Source organism: Pseudomonas sp. C6002 (genome assembly GCF_013385805.1).
Taxonomy (GTDB): Bacteria; Pseudomonadota; Gammaproteobacteria; order Pseudomonadales; family Pseudomonadaceae; genus Aquipseudomonas.
Genome location: NZ_JACAPH010000047.1, coordinates 7,946 through 29,400, shown reverse-complemented (window position 1 = coordinate 29,400; position 21,455 = coordinate 7,946). Strand labels below are relative to the sequence as shown.

General features: G+C 62.8%; 23 protein-coding genes and 1 riboswitch. Of the genes, 9 read left to right on the top strand and 14 right to left on the bottom strand.

The features are described 5' to 3' along the window. Positions 1-110: 110 nt before the first annotated feature. Positions 111-1,067, top strand: a complete 957-nt coding sequence (locus tag HX817_RS30485) for a Dyp-type peroxidase (RefSeq protein WP_003220100.1) — start codon at positions 111-113, stop codon at positions 1,065-1,067. Here the strand turns inward: HX817_RS30485 and HX817_RS30480 are convergent. Continuing rightward, positions 1,064-1,936: an undecaprenyl-diphosphate phosphatase gene (locus HX817_RS30480; protein ID WP_177023365.1), complete on the bottom strand. Its 873-nt coding sequence runs from the start codon at positions 1,934-1,936 to the stop codon at positions 1,064-1,066. The genes HX817_RS30485 and HX817_RS30480 overlap by 4 nt on opposite strands. Before the next feature lie 189 nt (positions 1,937-2,125). On the opposite strand from HX817_RS30480, the gene HX817_RS30475 reads away from it, so the two are divergent. Then, on the top strand, positions 2,126-2,632 hold the full coding sequence (locus tag HX817_RS30475; protein ID WP_032898758.1) for a GNAT family N-acetyltransferase: 507 nt from the start codon (positions 2,126-2,128) through the stop codon (positions 2,630-2,632). A 4-nt stretch (positions 2,633-2,636) separates the two neighbouring features. Here the strand turns inward: HX817_RS30475 and HX817_RS30470 are convergent, their stop codons facing one another. Continuing rightward, positions 2,637-3,593, bottom strand: coding sequence for a GlxA family transcriptional regulator (locus HX817_RS30470; RefSeq protein ID WP_003220105.1), 957 nt, complete (start codon positions 3,591-3,593; stop codon positions 2,637-2,639). 167 nt (positions 3,594-3,760) lie between these two features. Here HX817_RS30470 and HX817_RS30465 point away from each other — a divergent pair, with 167 nt between their 5' ends. Beyond that, positions 3,761-4,438, top strand: a complete 678-nt coding sequence (locus HX817_RS30465; RefSeq protein WP_102606095.1) for a type 1 glutamine amidotransferase domain-containing protein — start codon at positions 3,761-3,763, stop codon at positions 4,436-4,438. A gap of 98 nt (positions 4,439-4,536) precedes the next feature. Further along, positions 4,537-5,661: an alkene reductase gene (locus HX817_RS30460; RefSeq protein WP_102368728.1), complete on the top strand. Its 1,125-nt coding sequence runs from the start codon at positions 4,537-4,539 to the stop codon at positions 5,659-5,661. 7 nt (positions 5,662-5,668) lie between these two features. Here the strand turns inward: HX817_RS30460 and HX817_RS30455 are convergent, their stop codons facing one another. Beyond that, a complete protein-coding gene (locus HX817_RS30455) occupies positions 5,669-6,274 on the bottom strand; it encodes a glutathione S-transferase (RefSeq protein WP_177037233.1) in 606 nt (201 codons plus the stop codon). Positions 6,275-6,338: 64 nt separating this feature from the next. Beyond that, entirely contained in the window at positions 6,339-7,337 is a 999-nt protein-coding gene (locus tag HX817_RS30450) for an NAD(P)H-quinone oxidoreductase (protein ID WP_177020849.1), read from the bottom strand. Positions 7,338-7,513: 176 nt separating this feature from the next. Here HX817_RS30450 and HX817_RS30445 point away from each other — a divergent pair, with 176 nt between their 5' ends. After that, positions 7,514-8,389 (top strand): LysR family transcriptional regulator, encoded by an 876-nt coding sequence (locus HX817_RS30445; RefSeq protein WP_134326274.1) that lies wholly within the window; start codon positions 7,514-7,516, stop codon positions 8,387-8,389. A 69-nt stretch (positions 8,390-8,458) separates the two neighbouring features. Here the strand turns inward: HX817_RS30445 and HX817_RS30440 are convergent, their stop codons facing one another. Beyond that, positions 8,459-9,277: an alpha/beta fold hydrolase gene (locus HX817_RS30440; protein ID WP_003220116.1), complete on the bottom strand. Its 819-nt coding sequence runs from the start codon at positions 9,275-9,277 to the stop codon at positions 8,459-8,461. 142 nt (positions 9,278-9,419) lie between these two features. Between HX817_RS30440 and HX817_RS30435 the strand changes: the two genes are divergently transcribed. Next, positions 9,420-10,487: an NAD(P)-dependent alcohol dehydrogenase gene (locus tag HX817_RS30435; RefSeq protein ID WP_003220118.1), complete on the top strand. Its 1,068-nt coding sequence runs from the start codon at positions 9,420-9,422 to the stop codon at positions 10,485-10,487. A 159-nt stretch (positions 10,488-10,646) separates the two neighbouring features. Here the strand turns inward: HX817_RS30435 and mntP are convergent, their stop codons facing one another. From mntP to HX817_RS30390, 9 genes are all read right to left on the bottom strand, one after another. Further along, entirely contained in the window at positions 10,647-11,210 is a 564-nt protein-coding gene (gene mntP, locus HX817_RS30430) for a manganese efflux pump MntP (protein WP_003220119.1), read from the bottom strand. 10 nt (positions 11,211-11,220) lie between these two features. After that, positions 11,221-11,387: riboswitch (yybP-ykoY riboswitch) on the bottom strand. A gap of 41 nt (positions 11,388-11,428) precedes the next feature. Then, positions 11,429-12,379, bottom strand: coding sequence for an oligopeptide/dipeptide ABC transporter ATP-binding protein (locus HX817_RS30425; RefSeq protein WP_003220120.1), 951 nt, complete (start codon positions 12,377-12,379; stop codon positions 11,429-11,431). Continuing rightward, positions 12,376-13,371, bottom strand: a complete 996-nt coding sequence (locus HX817_RS30420) for an ABC transporter ATP-binding protein (protein WP_032898749.1) — start codon at positions 13,369-13,371, stop codon at positions 12,376-12,378. The genes HX817_RS30425 and HX817_RS30420 overlap by 4 nt, the downstream gene beginning before the upstream one ends. Continuing rightward, entirely contained in the window at positions 13,368-14,249 is an 882-nt protein-coding gene (gene ddpC, locus HX817_RS30415; RefSeq protein ID WP_371317087.1) for a D,D-dipeptide ABC transporter permease, read from the bottom strand. Before ddpC ends, HX817_RS30420 begins: the two co-directional genes overlap by 4 nt. A 19-nt stretch (positions 14,250-14,268) precedes the next feature. After that, positions 14,269-15,285 (bottom strand): ABC transporter permease, encoded by a 1,017-nt coding sequence (locus HX817_RS30410; RefSeq protein ID WP_008431420.1) that lies wholly within the window; start codon positions 15,283-15,285, stop codon positions 14,269-14,271. A gap of 167 nt (positions 15,286-15,452) precedes the next feature. Beyond that, entirely contained in the window at positions 15,453-17,003 is a 1,551-nt protein-coding gene (locus HX817_RS30405; protein WP_008431417.1) for an ABC transporter substrate-binding protein, read from the bottom strand. Between the two features lie 118 nt (positions 17,004-17,121). Next, a complete protein-coding gene (ddpX, locus tag HX817_RS30400) occupies positions 17,122-17,664 on the bottom strand; it encodes a D-alanyl-D-alanine dipeptidase (protein ID WP_087694901.1) in 543 nt (180 codons plus the stop codon). A gap of 21 nt (positions 17,665-17,685) precedes the next feature. Next, on the bottom strand, positions 17,686-18,540 hold the full coding sequence (locus HX817_RS30395; RefSeq protein ID WP_032898755.1) for a MurR/RpiR family transcriptional regulator: 855 nt from the start codon (positions 18,538-18,540) through the stop codon (positions 17,686-17,688). 136 nt (positions 18,541-18,676) lie between these two features. Continuing rightward, positions 18,677-18,988: a hypothetical protein gene (locus HX817_RS30390; protein WP_177042291.1), complete on the bottom strand. Its 312-nt coding sequence runs from the start codon at positions 18,986-18,988 to the stop codon at positions 18,677-18,679. 162 nt (positions 18,989-19,150) lie between these two features. On the opposite strand from HX817_RS30390, the gene HX817_RS30385 reads away from it, so the two are divergent. From HX817_RS30385 to HX817_RS30375, 3 genes are read left to right on the top strand one after another with little or no spacing between them, the layout of a single operon-like run. Then, positions 19,151-19,825, top strand: a complete 675-nt coding sequence (locus tag HX817_RS30385; RefSeq protein WP_087694899.1) for a secretin and TonB N-terminal domain-containing protein — start codon at positions 19,151-19,153, stop codon at positions 19,823-19,825. Next, positions 19,822-20,367 carry an RNA polymerase sigma factor gene (locus HX817_RS30380; RefSeq protein WP_102605758.1) on the top strand — a complete coding sequence of 182 codons (546 nt, stop codon included), beginning with the start codon at positions 19,822-19,824 and terminating at the stop codon, positions 20,365-20,367. The genes HX817_RS30385 and HX817_RS30380 overlap by 4 nt, the downstream gene beginning before the upstream one ends. A 38-nt stretch (positions 20,368-20,405) precedes the next feature. After that, a complete protein-coding gene (locus tag HX817_RS30375; protein WP_008431412.1) occupies positions 20,406-21,332 on the top strand; it encodes a DUF4880 domain-containing protein in 927 nt (308 codons plus the stop codon). Positions 21,333-21,455: the final 123 nt, after the last annotated feature.

Genomic DNA, 21,455 nt, shown 5'->3' with positions numbered 1-21,455 from the left:
GACACTGCTGCCGCCTTCGCAGCCTCGCTAAAGCTCGACAGCTCCCACAGGGTTTGGTGGTCTGCTAATCTGCGCTCGTTGAATCTCGACCGCCACCCGTGGACCTCTCAATGACATCGCCATCCGATCAAAACCTTGAACCCCAATCCGTCTGCAGCCCGATCACCAGCAGCGCCATTTTCATGGTCGCGACCCTGGCGCCTGGCAGTGACTCGGCTGAGGCGGTGCGCAGCTGGTGCGCCGATATCGCCGGCCTGGTGCGCTCGGTCGGCAAGCGTGTACCGGCGGGCAACCTGACGTGTGTCGCAGGGTTTGGCTCCAAGGCGTGGGACGCGCTGTTCGGAGGGCCGCGGCCAGCAGCGTTGCACCCGTTCAAGGAAGTGGGCGTGGCCGGGCGCCTGGCGCCGGCCACGCCGGGGGATATCCTGCTGCACATTCGTGCCGAGCAGATGGACCTGTGTTTCGAATTGGCCACCCAGTTGATGGCGGCGCTGGGGGATGCGGTGACGGTGGTGGACGAGGTCCAGGGTTTCCGCTATTTCGACATGCGCAGCATCATCGGTTTTGTCGACGGCACCGAGAACCCGGTCGGGCGCAAGGCGGTGGGTTTCACCATCGTCGGTGATGAGGATCCGGCGTTCAGCGGCGGCAGCTATGTAATGGTGCAGAAGTACCTGCACAACATGCAGGCCTGGAATGAATTGTCGGTGGAGGCGCAGGAGCGGGTGATCGGGCGCACCAAGCTGTCGGACATCGAGCTCGACGATGCGACCAAGCCGAGCAATTCCCACAGTGCATTGACCACCATCACCAAGGACGGCGAGGAGGTGAAAATCCTGCGGGACAACATGCCCTTTGGCCGGCCGGGCGCGGGGGAATTCGGGACGTACTTTATCGGCTACGCGCGCTCGCCAGAGCCTTTGGAGTTGATGCTGGAGAACATGTTTGTCGGCCGACCGGTCGGCAACTATGACCGCCTGCTGGACTTCAGCACGGCGGTCACCGGCGGCCTGTTCTTCATACCGTCAGCGGATTTGCTCGAAGAACTGGCCGACCGCGCGCCTTAGGCCAACAACCCGGTGCTCACCGCCACAATCAGGAACACCCCGAGCACCGCGCGGTAGATCACGAACGGCCAGGTGGAGAATCGCTCCAGGAACTTCATCAGGCCCCAGATCGCGAAAAACGCCGACACACTGGCGACCACCAGCCCGAAGATCAGGTGCGGCCAGGCGTGGGCGGGCAGGTCGGCGTGGAACAATACCCACAGCTCTTTCAGCCCCGCGAGGGCGATCGCCGGCAAGCCCAGCAGGAACGAAAACCGCGCCGCTTCTTCACGCTTGAAGTTGAGGAACAGTGCGGCGGTCAGGGTCGAGCCCGAGCGGGAAACCCCTGGAATCAGCGCGCCGATCTGCGCAATGCCGACAATCAGCGCATCCCGCAGGCGCATTTCGCCCACCGTGCGCTTATGCCTTGCGCTGAGTTCAGCCGCCGCCAGCAGCACCGCCATCACCAGGCAGGAAATCCCGATCACCATCAGCCCGCGCAGCGGCGAGTTGCAGGAGTTGAGGGTCGACGACAAGGCTATCCCGGCAATCCCGATCGGAATCGTCGCCAGCACAATGGCCACCGCCAGCTTGAACCACTGGTTGTTGTAGTCACCCTGGCGCATCGCAGTGATGCTGCCGACCGTGACCTGGCGTACATCCTTCCAGAAGTAACTGACCACTGCTGCCAGTGCGGCCAACTGCATGGCTGCGGAAAACGCCGAGCCGGGATCCGGCCAGCCGAGCAGGGCGGGCACGATGCGCATGTGGGCGGTGGAAGACACGGGCAACAATTCGGTGATGCCCTGAATGATGCCCAGGATGCCTATTTGCAGGTAATCCAGGGACGCAAAGCCGACATCGAGGCCGCTGGTGCAGACGTTTGTCAAAGTACTTATCCTGAAAGCAAGGGGAGGGAAGTGACGCGGAGTTTAGTCTAACTTTGTAACGATTTTGTCGTTGACACGAGAAAAGCGCGATCGGTTCAGCAAGCAGAAAGCTTGGCCGGTGTATTGGCATTGCAGGTGGCTTTGTTGACAATGGCAGCCTGTTTTTTTGCCGAGATGCCCATGCCTGCAATCCCCGATACCACCGTCGAACTGATCGAGACCGGCCCGGAACACGCCACGTTGATCGCCAACCTTTACCAGTTCTACGCCTACGAGTCCTCGGACTGGGAACAGGAAGATGTCGAGGTGGACGGTCGCTTCTACATCCATGAGGAGCACCTGGCCCGCTACTGGGAAGACCCGCAATGGAGTGCCAACCTGCTGCTGGTCGACGGCTTCATCGCCGGCTTCCTGCTGATCGAAGGCAGCGAACTGCCGGGGATCGATGCGCTGGAACTGGCGGACCTGTTCATCCTCAAACGCTACCGCCGCAAGGGCATTGGCCGCGCCATCGCCACTCAGGTGTTGAGCAGCGGCGAGGCGAACTGGCTGGTGCGTTTCTATGATCAGGATGAAGTGAGCCAGGCGTTCTGGCGCACGGTGTTGGATAACCTGCCGCGTCCGGTGCAGGCCATCGAGCTGGACGATGAGCCAAACCTGCTGAGCTTCCTGGTGACGCGCGCAGCGCTGCACTGAACCATCAACTGAACGCGGCGCCAGCCCCTGCACTGAACAATGCCGCCTGCATCGCCTGTGGCGGCTGGCCGAACGCCCGCAGGAACGCCTGGCGCATGCGCTCGCGATCACCGAACCCGGTCTCGCGGGCGACCACTTCCACCGGGTGCCGACTGGTTTCCATCATTGCCCGGGCGGCTTCCACCCGCAGGGATTCGATGGCCTTGGCCGGGGTTTGCCCGGTCTCCTCGCGAAACACCCGGCTGAACTGGCGTGGGCTGAGCCGCGCCACGGCCGCCAGGGCCTCGACCGAAAGGTCGTGGGTCAGGTTCTCCCGGGCGTAGGCCAGGGCCAACTGCACACGGTCGGACTTGGGGTCGAGTTCCAGCAACGCCGATAGCTGCGACTGTTCGCTGCCACGGCGCTGGGCAATCACCAGCTTGCGCGCGATGCGGCGGGCGAGGTCGCTGCCCAGGTCGTTCTCCACCATCGCCAGCGCCAGGTCCACCCCGGCGCTCATGCCGGCACCGGTCCAGATCTGGCCGTCGACCACGAACAGCTTGTCTTCCTCCAGGCGAATCTGCGGGTAGCGCTTGGCAAAGGCCGGTGCGTGCAGCCAGTGGGTGGTGGCGCGCTTGCCTTCGAGCAATCCCGCCTCGGCCAGCACGAAGATGCCCATGCACAACGAAGCAATCCGCCGCGACTGTTTGGACGCCGCCTGGACCAGCCTCGGCAGGCTGGCGTCAGGCAGTTGGAACTCCAGGTAACCGCTGACGATCAATGTGTCATAGCCCTCGGGCCGGATCGGCGTACTGTTCACCGAGAAGCCCTGGGACGTCATGATCGGGCCGCCACTTTCCGACACCAGGTGAAACTCATACGCCTGCTCGCCACGCAGCAGATTGGCGCACTCGAACACCGAGCCCAGGCTGAGGCTCAAGGATTGAAAGTTCGGGTACACCATCAGCGCAATGCTGTGCATCTCATCTCTCCAGGGGGCGCGGAGCGTTGATTGTCGGCGTGTGCCAGGGAAACGGCAACCGCCTTGGCGCAATGTCCGGAATCCTTGCGGACATGACATTGTGCGGTTTTGGCCCGGCTCCTAAGCTTGATTCCATTCCAACCCACATCACCCCGAGGCACTGGCACATGAAAGTATTGATGGTTTTGACTTCTCACGACCAGCTTGGCAACACCGGCCGCAAGACCGGGTTCTGGCTCGAAGAATTTGCTGCTCCCTACTACGCGTTCAAGGACGCCGGGGCCGACGTGACCCTGGCTTCGCCGGCCGGTGGGCAGCCGCCCCTGGACCCGGTCAGCGACCTGCCGGATTCGCAAACCGACCAGACCCGCCGCTTCGCCACTGACCCGGCGGCGCAACAGGCCCTGGCCACCACCGTGAAGCTGGAGTCGGTCAACGCCGGCGACTTCGACACCGTGTTCTACCCAGGCGGCCACGGCCCGCTGTGGGACCTGGCAGAGTCGAAAACCTCCATCGCCCTGATCGAAGCCTTCGAGCGTGCGGGCAAGCCGATTGGCTTTGTGTGCCACGCCCCGGGCGCCTTGCGTCACGTCAAGGCGGTCAACGGCGAACCGCTGGTCAAGGGCCGACGCGTCACCGGCTTCTCCAACTCCGAAGAAGCGGCGGTTGGCCTGACCGACGTGGTGCCGTTCCTGATCGAGGATGATTTCAAGGCACTGGGCGGCACGTATGAGAAGGGTGCCGATTGGCAGTCCTTTGTGATTGAAGATGGCCTGCTGGTCACCGGGCAGAATCCTGCCAGTTCCAGTGACGTTGCCAAAGCGCTGTTGAAGCTGACCGCGTAACCCGCTGAATCCCCCAAAAAGTACGTTGTTGGCGGCTCCCCTGAGCGGGAGCCGGCAGCTTCTGCCTGTCTGAAATTTGAATCCGGAACTGTCCCCCCATGAGCAACAGCGCTTTAGGTACCCCGATCACACTGGGGCACCACACCCTGAAAAACCGCATCGTCCTGCCGCCGCTTACCCGCCAGCGAAGTGCCCAGCCCGGTGATATCGCCACGGACTTGATGGCGCTTTATTACCGCCAGCGTGCTACCGCCGGCTTCATGGTCAGCGAGGGCACGCAGATCGAGCCTCGCGGCCAGGGTTACGCCTGGACCCCGGGCATCTACACACCGGAGCAGATTGACGGCTGGCGTACCGTGACCGATGCCGTGCATGCCGAAGGCGGCGTGATCTTCGCCCAGCTTTGGCATGTGGGTCGCGTGTCCCATCACGAACTGCAGCCCGACGGCGCAGCACCCGTTGCGCCGTCGGCGATCCAGCCGCAGCAAGCCAAGGCATTCGTTGCAACCGGGCCCGGCACCGGTAAGTTGGTGCAGCCACCCGAGCCGCGCGCCCTGGCTACCGCCGAGGTCAAGGAGTTGGTGGGGCTTTACGCCCAGGCTGCAAAAAATGCATTGGCCGCAGGCTTCGATGGCGTGGAAATTCATTCGGCCAACGGCTACCTGGTCAACCAGTTCATCTCGGCGCATTCCAACCAGCGCGACGATGAATACGGTGGCTCACTGCACAATCGCCTGCGGTTCCTGCGGGAAATCGTCGAGGCGGTGGCCGAAGTAGTCGGCCCGCAGCGCCTGGGTGTGCGCTTTGCGCCGTTGTTCAGCGGCACTGACCAGGACCGGGTCTACATCGGCCTCGTCGAGGAAGACCCGCATCACACCTACATCGAGGCGATCAAGGTGCTTGAGGCGGCCGGCATCGCCTACGTGTCGATTGCCGAGGCCGACTGGGACAATGCCCCCGAGTTGCCCGAGTCGTTCCGCCAGGCGGTGCGTGACACCTTCAGCGGCCGGATCATCTACGCCGGCCGCTACACCGCAGAGCGCGGCGTGCGGTTGGTAGAGGCGGGGCTGGCAGACCTGATCGCGTTTGGCCGGCCGTACATTGCCAATCCCGACTTGCCCCAACGCCTGCTCAACGGTTGGCCGCTGAACCCGTTGAACGCGGACGGCCTGTATGGCGGCACCGAGGTGGGCTTCACCGATTATCCGGTGTATGCCGGGTAGGCACGGGCTACTCGATCGGGTATTTGCCGAATGCCGGGTGCTGCTCGGCGAGGGCCGCGTGGCGTTGCAAGTGGGGAAACGCATCGGCCTTCACGACGTCGGCTATCTTCAGCTGGGTGAAGGACCAGGCGACCGCCACCGTCAGGCTCGCCTGGGTCAGCGGCAAGTCGCTGTCGCGCTCGGCCACCCGCGCCTCCAATAACGCATAGGCCGCCAGCAGTTGCCCGGTCACGCGGTCGATCCACGGCTGATGCAGTTTTTCGGCGGGCCGCAGGTGATGTTCGTAGACGATCTGCACGGTCTTTTCGCACGCTGCCAGCGCCAGGCCGATCACTTGCAGATCCCGGGCAAGCGCTGGGGATGACAGGGGCAGCAATCGGCTGCCGGCCGGCGCCAGGGCTTCCAGGTACTCGAGGATCAAGCCGGAATCCATCAGGACCGTGCCGTCGTCGAGCACCAGCGTCGGTGCCTTGACTACCGGGTTGATCCCGGAAAACTCATCGAAGGTGCTGAACACCGACAGTGCCTGGTGTTCGAACGCGACGCCGTACAGTTCCAGGGAAATGGCCACGCGGCGCACGTAGGGCGAGTCCAGCATGCCGACCAGTTTCATGAAGCCTCCATTAACCGCAGTGTTTTGTTCTGATGACGTTATAAACCGTTTTTCCGCATGTTTATCAATCCACCCGCAACACAATCTTGCCGATATGGTCGCCACCTTCCATGCGCGCATGGGCCTTCGCGGCGTCGGTATAGGCATACACCTCATCGATCATCGGCAGGCAACGCCCGGCCGACAGCACCGGCCACACGTGTTCGCGCAGTTGTGCGGCAATCGCGGCTTTTTCTTCCCGGGTGCGTGAGCGCAACAACGAGCCGGTAACGATCGCGCGTTTGCCGAGGATCGCCAGCAGGTCGATGTCTTTGGCGCGTGCGCCGCCGAGGAAGCCCAGCATCACCAGGCGACCTTCCATGGCCAGGGCGCTGATGTTGTCGTTCAGATAGGAGCCACCCATGATGTCGAGGACCACATTGACACCCTTGCCCGCGGTCTTGTCAGCGATGACCTCGGCGAAATTCTGTTCCCGGTAGTTGATCGGCTCGGCTCCCAGCTCGCGGATGGCGGCGCATTTTTCCACGCTGCCGGCGGTGGCGAACGCTTCGATACCGAACTCGCGGCAGAGCATCAGCGCGGTGGTGCCGATGCCGCTGGTGCCGCCATGGATCAACACGCGCTGGCCTTTATGCGCACCGCCGATGCCGAACAGGTTGGCCCATACGGTGAAGAAGGTTTCCGGGATCGCTGCCGCCTGAATCCAGTCCAGGCCATCGGGAACCGGCAAGGTCTGGCTGGCGGGCACTGCGCAGTACTGCGCATAACCGCCGCCATTGGTCAGGGCGCACACCTTGTCGCCCAGCGCGTACTCGCTGACGCCTTCGCCCAGCGCGACCACCACACCGGCCACTTCCAGCCCGGGAATCGGGCTCATGCCGGGTTTCATCGGATACGTGCCGGCGCGTTGCAGGGCGTCCGGGCGATTGACGCCGGCGGCGTGCACGCGGATCAGCACTTCGCCGGGGCCGGCGACAGGTACCGGCTCCTGGCGTGGTTGCAGGACTTCGGGGCCGCCGGGGCTGGTGATTTCGATCAGGGTCATTTCGTGGGGCAGAGTCATTTGAGCGCACCTGTAGCAATGAACGTGTGGGTTGGGACCGCGCCCGTCACCGAGCGGTTCAGCCTGCTGGCGATCCTGGGTATTTTCTCTGGTGCCCAGCATAGCCGTGATGAGTGATGCAATAATGCTGCGATTACACGTCACGCTGATGCAAAAATGCATAGAAGGGGAAAGCCATGAATTGGGACGATGCGCGGGTGTTCCTCGCGGTGTGCCGCGAGTCCACATTACGCGGAGCCGCGCGGGTGCTGGGGGTGGATCAGGCCACCGTGGGGCGACGGGTCAATGCCCTGGAAAAGTCCTTGAACGCAACGTTGTTCCTGCGCACCTCCGAGGGCTATGCGCTGACCGCCGTGGGTGAGGCCGCGTTGCAATCGGTGGAGAACATGGAGCGCTCGGCCCTTGACCTGGAGCGTCAGGTCCTGGGCCTGGACGACCGCCTGACCGGCACCGTACGGGTGACCACCACCGATTCCCTGGCCATCGACTTCCTGATCCCGGCCATTGCCCGGCTGCACGATGCGCACCCTGACGTGCGCGTGCAGATGGACGCTTCGACCCAGTTGCTTAACCTGGCCAAACGCGAAGCCGATATCGCGGTGCGCAATACCCGCCCGGACAACCCCGACCTGATCGCCCGGCGCATCGCCCGCTGGCCGGTGGGGCTGTTTGCCTCGCAGGCGTATATCGATCGGCACGGCGCACCCGAACCGGGCAGCCTGTTCGAAGGACACGACCTGGTGGTGTATCAGCCGCACCTGCAAAGCCAGAAGGACCTGACCCTGGTCAGCGAGCCGCTGGGACGCGGACGTATTGTTGCGGCCTTGAGTTCAAGCCTGTTGGTACGCCGCTCCATCGCCGCAGGGATCGGTATCGGTGAGGTTCCGATAGTTTCCGGCGAACGCGACGGCCTGGTGCGGCTGTGGGCGGACCGTACGCGGCCGTTGCCCTACGATGTGTGGCTGGTGACCCATGCCGACCTGCGGCATACCGCCCGGGTGCGGGTGGTGATCGACGAGATCGTAGCGGGGTTTGCCGGCACCGGGGAATAGTACGACTGCCTGAAAAGGCCGGGTGTCAGCCCGGCCAGAAATAAGCCGTCGCAGGAGAACGCAATCGGCTCAGCGTTGCAGGAAGGCCAGCAGATCTTCGTTCAAGGCTTGCTGGTGGGTCACCGCAAAACCATGGGGGGCATCCTTGTACACCTTCAACTGCGCGCCTTTGATCATCTGCGCGGCGACCTTGCCGGTAGTTTCGAACGGCACGATCTGGTCGCCATCACCGTGGATAACCAGGGTCGGCACGTCGATCCTGGCCATGTCCGGGCGGAAATCGGTTTCCGAGAACGCGGTGACGCAATCCACCGTCGCCTTGAGCGAGGCGAGCAGGGCGATGTTCAGTGTTTGAGTCAATACACCGCTGGAGACCTGTTGGCCCTTGTTGATGCCATAGAACGGCGTATTGAAGTCTGCCAGGAACTGCGCGCGATCCTTCAGCAGCGCGGCCTTGAACCCGTCAAACGCTGCCATCTCGACACCTTGCGGGTAATCCGGCTTTTGCCCGAACAGCGGCGTCACCGCCCCCAGCAACACCAGCCCGGCCACGCGCGCGCTGCCATGGCGGGCGATATAGCGGCTGACATCGCCGCCGCCCATGGAGAAGCCCACCAGGGTCACGTCCTGCAGATCCAGATGGTTGATCAACTGGGCGATATCGTCGGCAAAGGTGTCGTAGTCGTTACCGGTCCAGGGCTGGTCCGAGCGGCCAAAACCACGGCGGTCGAACGCGATGGTGCGGTAGCCGCGGCTGCTCAGGTACTCCATCTGGTATTCCCACATATCGGCATCCAGCGGCCAGCCGTGGCTGAACAGCACCGGTTTGCCGGTGCCCCAGTCCTTGTAGTAGAGCTCGGTACCGTCTTGTGTGCGTAGGGTGCTCATGGCAAAACTCCTTGGGTGAGAGGGCAGCCAATACTATAGGCGCAGAATCGGACGAGGGACTTGTATGCCTGTGCTCGGTTGAACGGTTCAGCGTCTATGCTGGTCAACTGCTTTCTACCGTCTGAACAAACAGGTGAACGAAATGGCCAAGACTTACAGCTACGCCGCTCGTGACTCCAAGGATTCGCTCAAACCCTTCACGTTCGAACGTCGCGCCCCCGGGGCCGATGATGTGCAGATCGACATCCTCTATTGCGGCGTCTGCCACTCGGACCTGCACACCGTACGCAACGAATGGAAAAACACCCTGTACCCGTCGGTACCGGGCCATGAAATCGTTGGCCGAGTGACCGCCGTGGGCGCCAATGTCAGCAAGTTCAAGGTGGGCGATTTGGCCGGTGTCGGCTGCATGGTCGACAGCTGCCAGCACTGCGAATCCTGCGCCGAGGGCGAGGAGCAGTATTGCGAAAACGGCTTCACCGGCACCTACAACGGCCCGGCTTTTGGCGGCGAAAACACCTTCGGCGGCTACTCGGACAATATCGTGGTCAAGGAGAAGTTCGTCCTGCGCATCTCTCACGACGAGAGCAACCTGGCGGCGGTCGCGCCGCTGCTGTGTGCAGGCATCACCACCTACTCACCGCTGCACCACTGGAACGTCGGGCCGGGCAAGCGCGTCGGCGTTGTCGGCCTCGGTGGCCTGGGCCATATGGCGGTGAAAATCGCCCATGCCATGGGCGCCTACGTGGTGCTGTTCACCACCTCGCCGAACAAGCGCGAAGACGGCCTGCGCCTGGGGGCCGATGAAGTGGTGGTGTCGAAGAACGCGGACGAAATGGCCAAGGTTGCCAACTCCCTGGACTTCATCCTCAACACCGTGGCCGCGTCCCACAATCTCGACGCCTTCCTCAACCTGCTCAAGCGCGACGGCACCATGACCCTGGTGGGCGCCCCGGATAGCCCCCACCCGTCACCGACCGTGTTCAACCTGATCTTCAAGCGTCGCAGCCTGGCCGGGTCGTTGATCGGTGGCATCCAGGAAACCCAGGACATGCTGGATTTCTGCGCCAGGCACGGGATTGTCTCGGACATCGAGATGATCGACATCCAGGGCATCAATGACGCCTACGAGCGCATGCTCAAGGGGGATGTGAAGTATCGGTTCGTGATCGACATCGAGAGCCTGAAGAAAGAAAAACACGCGGCCTGATTGATCGCCGCCGATCCCTGTAGGAGCGGGCTCGTGTGGGAGCGGGCTTGCTCGCGAAGGCGGTGTGTCAGTCGCTCAATAGGCTGGCTGAACCACCGCTTTCGCGAGCAAGCCCGCTCCCACCCAAGCCCGCTCCCACATTTTGATCTTCGCCGGTTTCTAGGCCGACAGGTGCTCATACAAAATCGTCGCACCCACCAGCATCAACACCACGCCGCCAACCATCTCGGCGCGCTTGCCGACCACAGTCCCCAACACCCGGCCAAGCATCATGCCGATGGTTACCATGGTCATCGTCGCCAAGCCGATCGCCGCAGCGGCCACCAGGATATTCACGTCGACAAACGCCAGGCCTACGCCCACCGCCAGGGCATCAATGCTGGTGGCAAACGCGGTCACGGCAAGAATCATGAACGAGTGCTGGCTCGGTTTCTCTTCCTCTGGATCATCGGCCTTCAAGCCGTTGTAGATCATGTGCAGGCCCAGGGCTACCAGCAGGGTAAAGGCGATCCAGTGGTCCCACTGCTCCACCCAGCGAGTGGCGGCCTGGCCGATGGCCCAGCCGATAATCGGCGTGATCGCTTCGATCACACCAAAGATCAGCCCGGCCCGCAGGGCTTCGGTCAGGCGTGGTTTATGCAGGCTGGAACCTTTGCCAATGGCCGCCGCAAAGGCGTCCGTGGACATGGCAAGGGCGAGAAGAATCAGGGAAATGGGGTTCACGGTAAGGCTTCCAGTCGGGCTGTATGAGTCAACGACACAACCACACGCCCGACTTCAGGTATGGATGTGTCGCTGGTCTCACCAACCAAAATGGTGTTCGCACCACGGCATGTTGCCGAGAATGTTGATACGAACGCTTCGAGAATCCGAAGCAGGCTACTCCCCAACGAGGTGGCGGATCATAGCCGCGCAATCATGAAAATTTCGTTAAGGACGCCTCACGGATGTTCCAGGTGACAGCGCACCTGCTGACTCATCCCACCCGTCAACCGCTGCGGCCGCTCACAGCCTTGTGTACGCCTCGGGCAGCGGTCGAGAAAGAAACACCCACCCGGCAACACCCGGTTCCCCGGCAGCTCTGTCGGTGCACTGACATACGCGTCGTCCAGCGCCACCCCCAGCTTGGGCACCGCCTCCAGCAACAGCTGGGTGTACGGATGCTTCGGCTGCTCCAGCACTTGCTCGGCACACCCCAGTTCCACGATCTGCCCCAGGTACATCACCGCCACCCGGTCGGCCATGTGCCGCACCACCGAAACGTTGTGGGAGATCAGGATGTAGGTCAGCCCCAGCCGCCGTTGCAGCTCGGCCAGCAGGTTGAGGATTTGCGCCTGCACCGAGATATCCAGGGCCGAGGTCGGCTCGTCCAGCACCAGGATGCTCGGGTTGGACGCCAGCGCGCGGGCGATGGCGATCCGTTGGCGCTGGCCACCGGAAAACTGGTGCGGGTAACGGTCCAGGTATTCGGCACGAATGCCTACCTGCGCGGCGACCTTGGCGGCGATGGTGCGCATTTCACTCTTGGGCGTGTCGCCAAGGGCGAACAGCGGTTCGGTGATGATTTTCCAGATGGGCAGGCGCGGGTCGAGGGACGATTGCGGGTCCTGGAATACGATCTGCACATGCCGGTGGCGTTCCCGGGCACTTTCGTAGACCCAGTCCACTTCACCGTCACTGGGCTTGACCAGGCCCATCAGCAACTGGGCGAGGGTGCTTTTACCACAGCCGGACTCGCCGACAATCCCCAGGGTTTCCCCACGGCGAACCTGCAAGTCGATGCCGTTGAGGGCGTGGGCATAACCGCGCGGGCGGCCCAGCCAGTCGGTTTTTACCGGGAACTTGACCCGTACATCCCGCAAAGCCAGCAGTGAATCTTGAGACACGGTCATTGCACCGACTCCCCGGCAGTCAGCCAGCACGCACTTTTGCGGGTGCCGGCAGGGTTGATCAGGTCCAGGCGCGGGCGCTCGATGCATTGGCTCATGGCCTGGGGGCAGCGTTCGCGAAAGGTGCAGCCTGAGGGCAGGGCGGCAAGGTTGGGCACTTGGCCGGGGATGGTCAGCAGGTCGTCGCCGGGTTTCACCTGTTCCGGCAAGCCGCTGAGTAACCCTTGGGTGTAGGGATGGCGCGGGTCGCTCATCACCTGGGCGGTGGGGCCTTCTTCCACCACGGCGCCGGTGTACATCACATACACCCGGTCGCAGAACTGCGAGACCACAGCCATGTCGTGGGTGATCAGCAGGATCGCGGTGCCGCGTTCCCGGGCTTTTTCCCGCAGCAGCAACAGCACCTGGCGTTGCACGGTGACGTCGAGGGCAGTGGTGGGTTCATCGGCGATCAGCAACTGAGGGTCGCAGGAAAACGCCAGGGCGATCATCACCCGCTGGCGCATGCCGCCGGAGAGTTCGAAGGGGTAGCTGTCGAGCACCTGTTCGGGGTCGGCGATGTGCATGTCCCGCAGCAGGGCGATGGCCTTGGCACGGGCGGCGGCCTTGCTCAGGCGCTGGTGGTGGATGATCACATCGAGCATCTGCCGGCCAATGCGCCGGGTCGGGTTCAGCGCGGTCATCGGCTCCTGGAAGATCATCGCCGCGTCACGCCCGCGGATCTGCAGCAGCTCCTTCTCGCTGGCACCGAGCATGTCGCGGCCGAGCATCTGCAAGCTGCCGGCGGTGATCCGGTAACTGCGCTCCGGCAGCAGGCGCAGGCTGAGCATCGCGGTCACGGATTTGCCGGAGCCGGATTCACCCACTACGCCGACGACTTCGCCGGGGTTGACGTGCAACGACACGCCGTTGAGTGCCTGGACGTTGTTGCGGTAAGCCGGGAATTCCAGGCTCAGGTTGTCGATGGCAAGCACTGCCGGACTGGACATGGTCATTTCCCCTGTTGCCGTGGGTCGAGCAGGTCACGAACACCGTCACCCAGCAGGTTGAAGCCGGTCGCGGTGACCAGGATCGCCAGCCCCGGAAAGGTCGAGTACCACCAGTTGTCGAGAATGAAATTGCGCCCGGTGGCAACCATCGCGCCCCATTCGGCGGTGGGCTGCTGTGCACCCAGGCCGATGAAACCCAGGGCCGAGGCCATCAGGATCGCGCTGCCGATGTCCAGGCTCAGTTGCACCAGCAACGGCGGCATCGCATTGCGGCCCACGTGCCACGACACGATGTGCCAGCGCCCGGCGCCGAAGGTCTGGGATGCCTTGACGTAGCCCATCTGCCGAATGCTCAGGGCCTGGCCCCGGGCCAGGCGCACGTAGAACGGGATGCGCACCACGGTGATTGCCAGCATCGCATTGAACAGGCTCGGGCCCAGTGCGGCGGCCAGGGCCATGATCAGCACCAGGGACGGCACCGACAGCATGATGTCCATCAGGCGCATGATCAGGCTGTCGAAACGCCCGCCGATGATCCCCGACAGGCAGCCCAGCAGCCCGCCCACCAGGCAGGACGAAAACGCCACGAACAGGCCCACGCCCACCGACTGGCGGCTGCCGTACAGCACCCGGCTGAACAGGTCGCGGCCGACTTCATCGGTGCCGAACCAATGTTCGGCGGAGGGTTCGGCCAGGCGTTGGGTCAGGTTCAAGGCATTGGGGTCATGGCTCGCCAACCAGGGGGCGAAGGCCATGCAGATCAGCACGATCAAGGTGATGGTCAGGCCGGCGATGGTCAGCGGGCTGCGGCGTATTTGATAGCCCAGGTACTCCATTCGCGCACGCCAGGTGGGGCGCTGTTCCAGGGGCACCGGTACGGGCATGGTCAGGGGAGCGGTCATCTCAATTCACCTCGCCGATGCGCGGGTCGACCACCCGGTAGAGCAGGTCGATCAGCATGTTCAGCAGTACATAAATAAACGACACCAGGATCGCGAAGCCCATCACCGCCGGGAAATCCAGGGACTGGATCGACTTCACCACATAGGCACCCATGCCCGGCCAGGCGAACACGGTTTCGGTCAGCACCGCGCCGTACAGCAGGTCGCCGAGGGTCAGGCCGAGCACGGTGATCGACGGGATCAGCGCGTTGGGCAAGGCGTGGCGCAGGATCACCGCCCAGCGCGACAGGCCGTAGGCGCGGGCGGTACGGATGTAGTCCTCGCCCAACTGGTCGAGCATCGCCGAACGAATCTGCCGGGCGACTACGCCGAGGTTCACGAAACCCAGGGTGACGGCGGGCAGGATCAGGTGTTCCAGGGCATTCAGGAACAGTGGGATATCGCCAGCCAGCAGCGAGTCGATCAGGTAGAACCCGGTGATGGTGCGCGGTGGTTCGAGGCCTTCATCCAGCCGCCCGCTGCCGGGCAGCCAGCCAAGCTGGCCGTAGAACAACACGATCAGGCCCAGGCCGAGCCAGAAGGCCGGGGTGGAAATGCCCGTGACCGCCAGCGTTCGGGCGATCTGGTCGATGGCGCGGTTGTGATACACCGCTGACAGCACCCCCAGCGGTACGCCCACCAGTACCGACAGCAGCAGGGCAGCGACCGCCAGTTCGAGGGTCGCGGGGAAGAACGCTTTCAGGTCTTCCAGCACCGGGCGGCTGGTGCGGATCGAGGTGCCGAGGTCGCCGTGCAGCAGGTCGCTCATGTAGCGGCCGTATTGCTGGTACAGCGGCAGGTCGAGGCCCAGTTGATGGCGGATGTTCTCGACAATGGCGTCGCTGGCCCGGTCGCCGGCAATCAGGCGCGCCGGGTCACCCGGGATCAGGTGGGAGATGCAGAAGGTAATCAGCGAAACGCCGACGACGACCAGGATCAGGCCGAACAGGCGTTTGCGCAACATATTCAGGAAGGCCATGAGGGCTCCTCGGTAACGCGAGACATTTGGATCAGGAATACAGCCTGGAAAACACAGCAGGTCCAGTGTGGGAGCGGGCTTGCTCGCGAATACGATGGGTCAGTCATACATCGGGTAACTGATACACCGCTTTCGCGAGCAAGCCCGCTCCCACATTTGATCGCGTGTTACTTACTGATCTCAGCCACGTTGAACACCTGCTCCAGCATCGGATGGAACACATAACCCTTCACCGAATCACGCATCGGCAGGGTGTAGTTCTTCTGATAGAGGTAGGCGTACACGCTGTCCTTGAGCACGATCTTCTGGGCTTCCTGATAAAGCTCGGTGCGCTTGGCCGTGTCGTTGTTGGCCGCCGCATCACGAATCAGCTTGTCCACCACCGGGTTGCTGTAGAACGAACGGTTGCCCGGCAGGCCTTGCAGGGAGGAGTCGAACCAGAAGTTCATGTACATGTAGGGGTCGGAGAAGTCCGGTGCCCACGAGCCGATGGACACGTCGAAGTCACCCTTGCCCAGGCGCTCGCGCATGGTGGCGTTGGCCAGTTTTTCCATCTTCAGGTTGATCCCCAGCGGCGCCAGGCTGGCTTGCAGGGTCAGGCCGATGGATTCCCAGTCCGGGTCCTTGTCGGAGTACATGTAATTCAGGTTGGTGATTTTTTCCGGGAGTTTCTTCAGGTTCGCGCCCGCGCTGTCCAGGTCCTGTTTCATCAAGGGCAGGCTCGGGTCATTGGCCCACATGCCGGCGGGAATCGGCCCGTTCATCAACTTGGCCTGGCCCTTGAGGATGCCGTCGACAATGCCTTTGTAGTCCACCGCATCAACGATTGCCTGGCGCGCATTCTGGTTGTTCAGCGGGGCTTTCTGGTTGTTCAGGTACAGGTAGGTCACCCGCAGCGACGGGAACTCCTTGATCACCACGTCTTTCTTTTTGGCCAGGTTGGTGAGCTGGTCCTGGGGCATGTCTTCGGCGATGTCCAGGTCACCGCGTTCCAGTTGCAGGCGGCGTACCGAGGCTTCGCTGATGATCTTGATCACCACCTTGTTCAGCGCGGGCTTGGTGCCGGCGTAGTAGGTGTTGGGTTCCAGGGTCAGGCTCTGGCCTTTCTGCCAGTTGCTCAGGCGAAAGGCGCCGGAGCCGGCGGTGTGGGTGGAGAGGTAGGCGTTGACGTCGCCCTGTTTCACCACGTCCGGGTTGATGATGCCGGCGCCGTTATGGGCGAGGGTGTAAAGGAAGGGCGCGTAGGGCTTGGCCAGGGTGAACCGCACGGTGAGCGGGTCGACCACGGTGACTTTCATGTCATCCGGGAACGCACCCGACGGGCCTTGCTTGAGCTGCATCACGCGGTCGAAGGAGAACTTCACCGCATTGGCGTCGACCTCGGCGCCGTCATCGAACTTGTTGCCGGGCTTGAGTTTGAAGTCCCACACCAGACCGTCGGCCGAGGTGGTCCAGCTGTCGGCCAGGTCGCCCTTGACCTCGGTGCTGCCCTTGCCGTTTTCGACTTTGTAGGCCACCAGCTTCTGGTACGCCGGGTACGTCACCGCCCAATCGTTGTTGTCGATGGTCACGGCCGGGTCGAGGGTTTGCGGGTCGGCGGCCTTGCCGATCATCAAGGTGTCTTTGGGGGCGGCGGCACTTGCCGATTGCCACGCGCCCAGGCTCAGGGCGGCGCACAGCAGGGAGAGTGCGAGGGTCTTGCGGTTGCTTGGGGTCATGCCGGTTTCCTTGATTATTTAGAGGAAAAAGCGGGTTGGTTTATTTTTATGAAATCTATAACCGGGCAGTTGGAGCTAAAGGGTGCTGCTAATTATTGTGATGGTACGGTCCTTGGGATCAGTGTGACTCCTCAATTAATGGGAAAAGTTCGGCATCCGGCAACTCGTAGTGCCACCACTCGGTGGCAATCGCCTTGAAGCCGGCGCCAAGCATGATGCCCAACAACAGCAGGCGGTTGCGCTGCACCTGCGGCGGCAGGTCGGGGTAGAACTGGTGGGACTTGGGCTCCATGGCATCAAACGCCGTGCCCATGTCCAGGGGGGTGCCGTGTTCATCAATCAGTGTCAGGTCGACGGCCACGCCACGGGTGTGGTGCGAGCCCAGGCGCGGGTCGCGCACGTAGTCCGGGTTGGGCAGGGCCTGCCACAACAGTTGCTGGGCGTAGGCAGGGCGATAGGCGTCGTAGATCAGCAACGTCATGCCGGCCTGGCGTGCCAACAGGCTCGCCTTGCGCAGGCAGGCCGCCGCTTCGGCGTGCAGCAGGCAGCGGGCATTGCGGTAGATCACGGTGCCTGCCAGGTTGTCGGCACTGGCGTAGATCAGGTCGACCTGTACCGGGTATTCCGGTGGGGCGATTTCTACCAATGGGCTGGTTTTCACTCAAAGATTTCCTTTCCAGGGTCAGGATTCGAACTGGCCGAAGGCCTGTTGCAGGGCGCGGTTTTTTGCCAGGCGTGCATCCAGTCGCTCGCCGTAGCGGTCAGCGACGGCAGACACCATCAGGTTGAACAGGCACGTCAGGGGCGCCATGGAGTCCCAGAACTGGCCGACATCGGTTTTCAGTTGCAGCAGGTCCAGGTCGTAGTCCCGGGCCCAGGGGCATTGCAAGTCAGTGATCAGCGCCAAGGGTAGACCCTGGGCGTTCGCGGTCTCGCAGAACGTGGGCGTGATGCTGGAATAGGCGCGGAAGTCCGCTGTGATGGCGTAGGGTTTTTCAAAGCCGGAGTTCAGGGTCTCGGCGTAGATCCCCGACAGGCCATCGACGTAATAGACCTTGGGACGGATGTATTCCAGGTGGCTGTGGAACGCATTGAGGATGCCCCGGGTGGACTGGATGCCGAGGATGAACACGGCGTCGGCGTCCACGATGTGCTGCACGATGTCGGCGAAACCCTGGCTGCGGGCCAGGCCGTACACATGCTGGATGGCTTCGATCTCGCGGTTGAGGGAACGGTCGAGGGCGTCTTCCTGATCGTTCTCCTGGCGAAACGCACCCAGGCGGTCGGTGATCAGCCAGGAGGCTTGCGGGTCGCCGCGCAGGCCTTGCTTGACGTCATCGAGGTTGCGATACCCCAGGGTTCGCAAGAAACGCCCCACTGAAATCCCGGTGGTGCCGGCTTGCTGGGCGATGCTGTCGGCGGTTTCGAACGGCAGCTGTTGCAGGTTGCCCAGCAGGTACGTCGCGATGCGCTTGCCGGTGGGCGTCAGCGTCGGGAACTGCTGTTCCAGCGTGCGCTGGAAGCTGTTTTTATCCATGACGTTTTCGCGCAGGCCGGTCATTGATGTTACTCATGTTTCATGATTTTGATGTCTGTTAGAAACATAACATCGGCAATCGCGATAACACAATGGCTTTTTTTGCACTGGGCGGGCAGGGGGGGACAAGCGGCGATCAAGGCCGCTGGGGTTTCACCGAAGTACCGAACGTATTGCCCATGCGCACACTGGTCGCTGCGGGTGTAGAGAGCCCGATCTGGTTCGGCTTGCGTTTGTCGATGGGCACCTGTTGCGCCTGCTGGTTCTTTTGCGTGGCCTTGGCGGCGTCCGGGTTGTTGCCCATCTGCTGGCTCAGGCAGCCATAGTCCGGTGCCTTGTAGCCATCCACATTGACCTCGATGCAGCCATTCGGCGTTCCTTCGGCGTGGGCCATCAGCGGCAGGGCAGCACACAGCAACAGGCTGGCGAGGGACGGGAACAGGTTCATCGGTGCCTCCTGGCGAGCCCTGGGAAATGGGCCGGTATGGCTCGAAAGTGTAGTGCAGCGGGCTGCCCGTCACCGTGATGTTTTTTTTGCTGGCACCGTAACATCAGGTTCATAAACTGGCCTCAGGATGACGGTTTTGTAGGCTATGTCGGACGTGTTGCGATGCTGAGCAGGGGGGCTTGGAGGCGCGCGGGCTGCTGCCTGGCTCTGCTGTTGGGGCTGGCGCAGACCGTGCGCGCCGAAGTGACCCTGGACCTGCCCGCGCAGAACCTGGATAGCGCCCTGCAGGCGTTCAGCCATGCCACCGGCATGGCGGTGCTGGTGGACCGCGAGTTGACCCGGGGCCGGCGCTCCATCGGCGTGCATGGCCGCTACAGTGCGCAGCAAGCCCTGGGCCTGCTGCTGACAGGGAGTGGCCTGATGGCGCGTTATGCCCGCAGCGATGCGTTCACCCTGCAAGTCCCCGAGGTCAGCCAGCCGGCCACGACGCGGGGGCTGAAGGCAGGGCATGCAGCACGGATCAACAACAGCTATGCCGCGGCCTTGCAGCAGGCGATCGAACGCAGTTTGTGCCGTTCGCCGCTGACCCGCCCCGGCAGTTTCCGGGCGCTGGTGCAGGTGTGGGTCAACGGTGACGGGGTGATCGAACACAGCCGCCTGGTCAGCTCCACCGGTGACCTGCAGCGTGACGAAGCGCTGGTACGCGGCCTGGGCGCCACCCGGGTCGAACGCCCGGCGCCCAGTTCGCTGCGCTTGCCGGTGACCTTACTTTTGATGCCCGATTCAACAGGAACACGCATGGAATGCACAGCAGGGGAAGGAGTTTCCGGGGCATGAAAGACACCGGCCACAGCATGATGGTCAGCCTGTTCCTGGCGTCCTACGAGGACTTCAAGGTACGCCTGCGCAAGCGCCTCGGGTCCGAGGACCTGGCCAACGACGTGCTGCACGAGACCTACCTGCGGGTCGACCGCATGGACGTACCGCCGAACCTGGCGCAACCCAATGCCTACCTGTATCGAATGGCGCTGAACATCGCCGCTGACCGACGCCAGGCGGATGCGCGACTGTTGACCGGCAGCGAAGTCGAAGAGCTGCTGCAGACCGTCGATGAAGCCCAGGACCCGTCGCGGGTGGTGGGTGGCCAGCGAGAAATCCAGTCCTTGCTCAAGGCCCTCTACGAACTGCCGGCGCGGCGGCGCCAGATCCTTATCGCTGCGCGTCTGGAAGAGGCGCCACACCTGGAGATCTCCAGGCGTTTCGGGATTTCCACGCGCATGGTCGAAAAGGAAATCAAGGCGGGGCTGGGCCACTGTGCGCAGCGCCTTGAAAGAAAAGTGATCCAGCGGTTCGGTCCCGGGGCCGGAAAACCGTCTTAGTGATTGAGTCCCTGATAATCCGTTGAGTACCTGCGCGCTTGAACATTTTTAACCTCTCCGCTGCCCGTGCTGCGCCCGACAGCCCCCTGCACGATGAAGCGCGTGACTGGCTGGTGCTGCTGACTTCGGGCCGGGCCACCGTTGCTGATGCCAAGGCGTTGCGCCAGTGGTGCGCCCAGAGCCCGGAGCATGCCCGGGCGTTCGAGCAGGCCAAGGTGTTGTGGCAGCAATTGGCTCCCGCCGCCGAGCAGTTTTCCCGGCCGCGGCATTTTGGGCGGCGGGCGTTTTTGGGCGGGGCGATTGCGGCGTCGGCGGCGGTGCTGATGGTGCGGGTGACGGTGCCGGGTGGGTTTGCCGGGTTGACGGCGGATTACCGCACCGAGGTCGGGGAGCAGCGGCGGGTGGAGTTGGGTGATGGGGTTCGGCTGGAGCTCAATACGCAGACGCGGATCAGCCGGCGTGAGGGTGGGATTGAGTTGTTGGAGGGGGAGGTCGAGGTGCTGGCCGATGCTGCGATGCCGCTTCAGGTTCAGGCGGGTGGAGGGTGGCTGAGTGCGGCTCGGGCACGGTTCAATGTGCGCAATACGGATCACAGTGTGTGTGTGACGTGTATTGATGGGGCGCTGTTGGTGGGTGTTGGGGGGCGTACGGTTCGGCTTGAGGGTGGGCGGCAGCTGACTTATGACGCCAGCGGTGTGGGTGAGCCGGTGGCGGTGGACGTGCAGGCTGTGGTGGCTTGGCGGGAGCAGGTGCTGGTGTTTGATAATGCGACGCTGGCGACGGTGGTGGATGAGATCAATCGCTATCGACCGGGGATGTTGCTGCTGATGAATGCGCAGTTGGGCAAGCGGCGGGTGCAGGCGCGGTTTAGTCTGCATCAGTTGGCGGGGGTGGCGCTTTTGATTCGCGATGCGTATGGGGCCAAGTGTACGGAGTTGCCTGGCGGTGTTGTTTTGTTGAGTTAGATCGGTGTGCATATCCGTTAGTTAGGTAACGGCTGCTTCAAAATCAAAAGCACAGCGGCCTCCCGGCCGGTTTGAGTGTTAAAAGCAAAGGCTAAGACCAGAGCGAAAACCGATCTGCTTTTC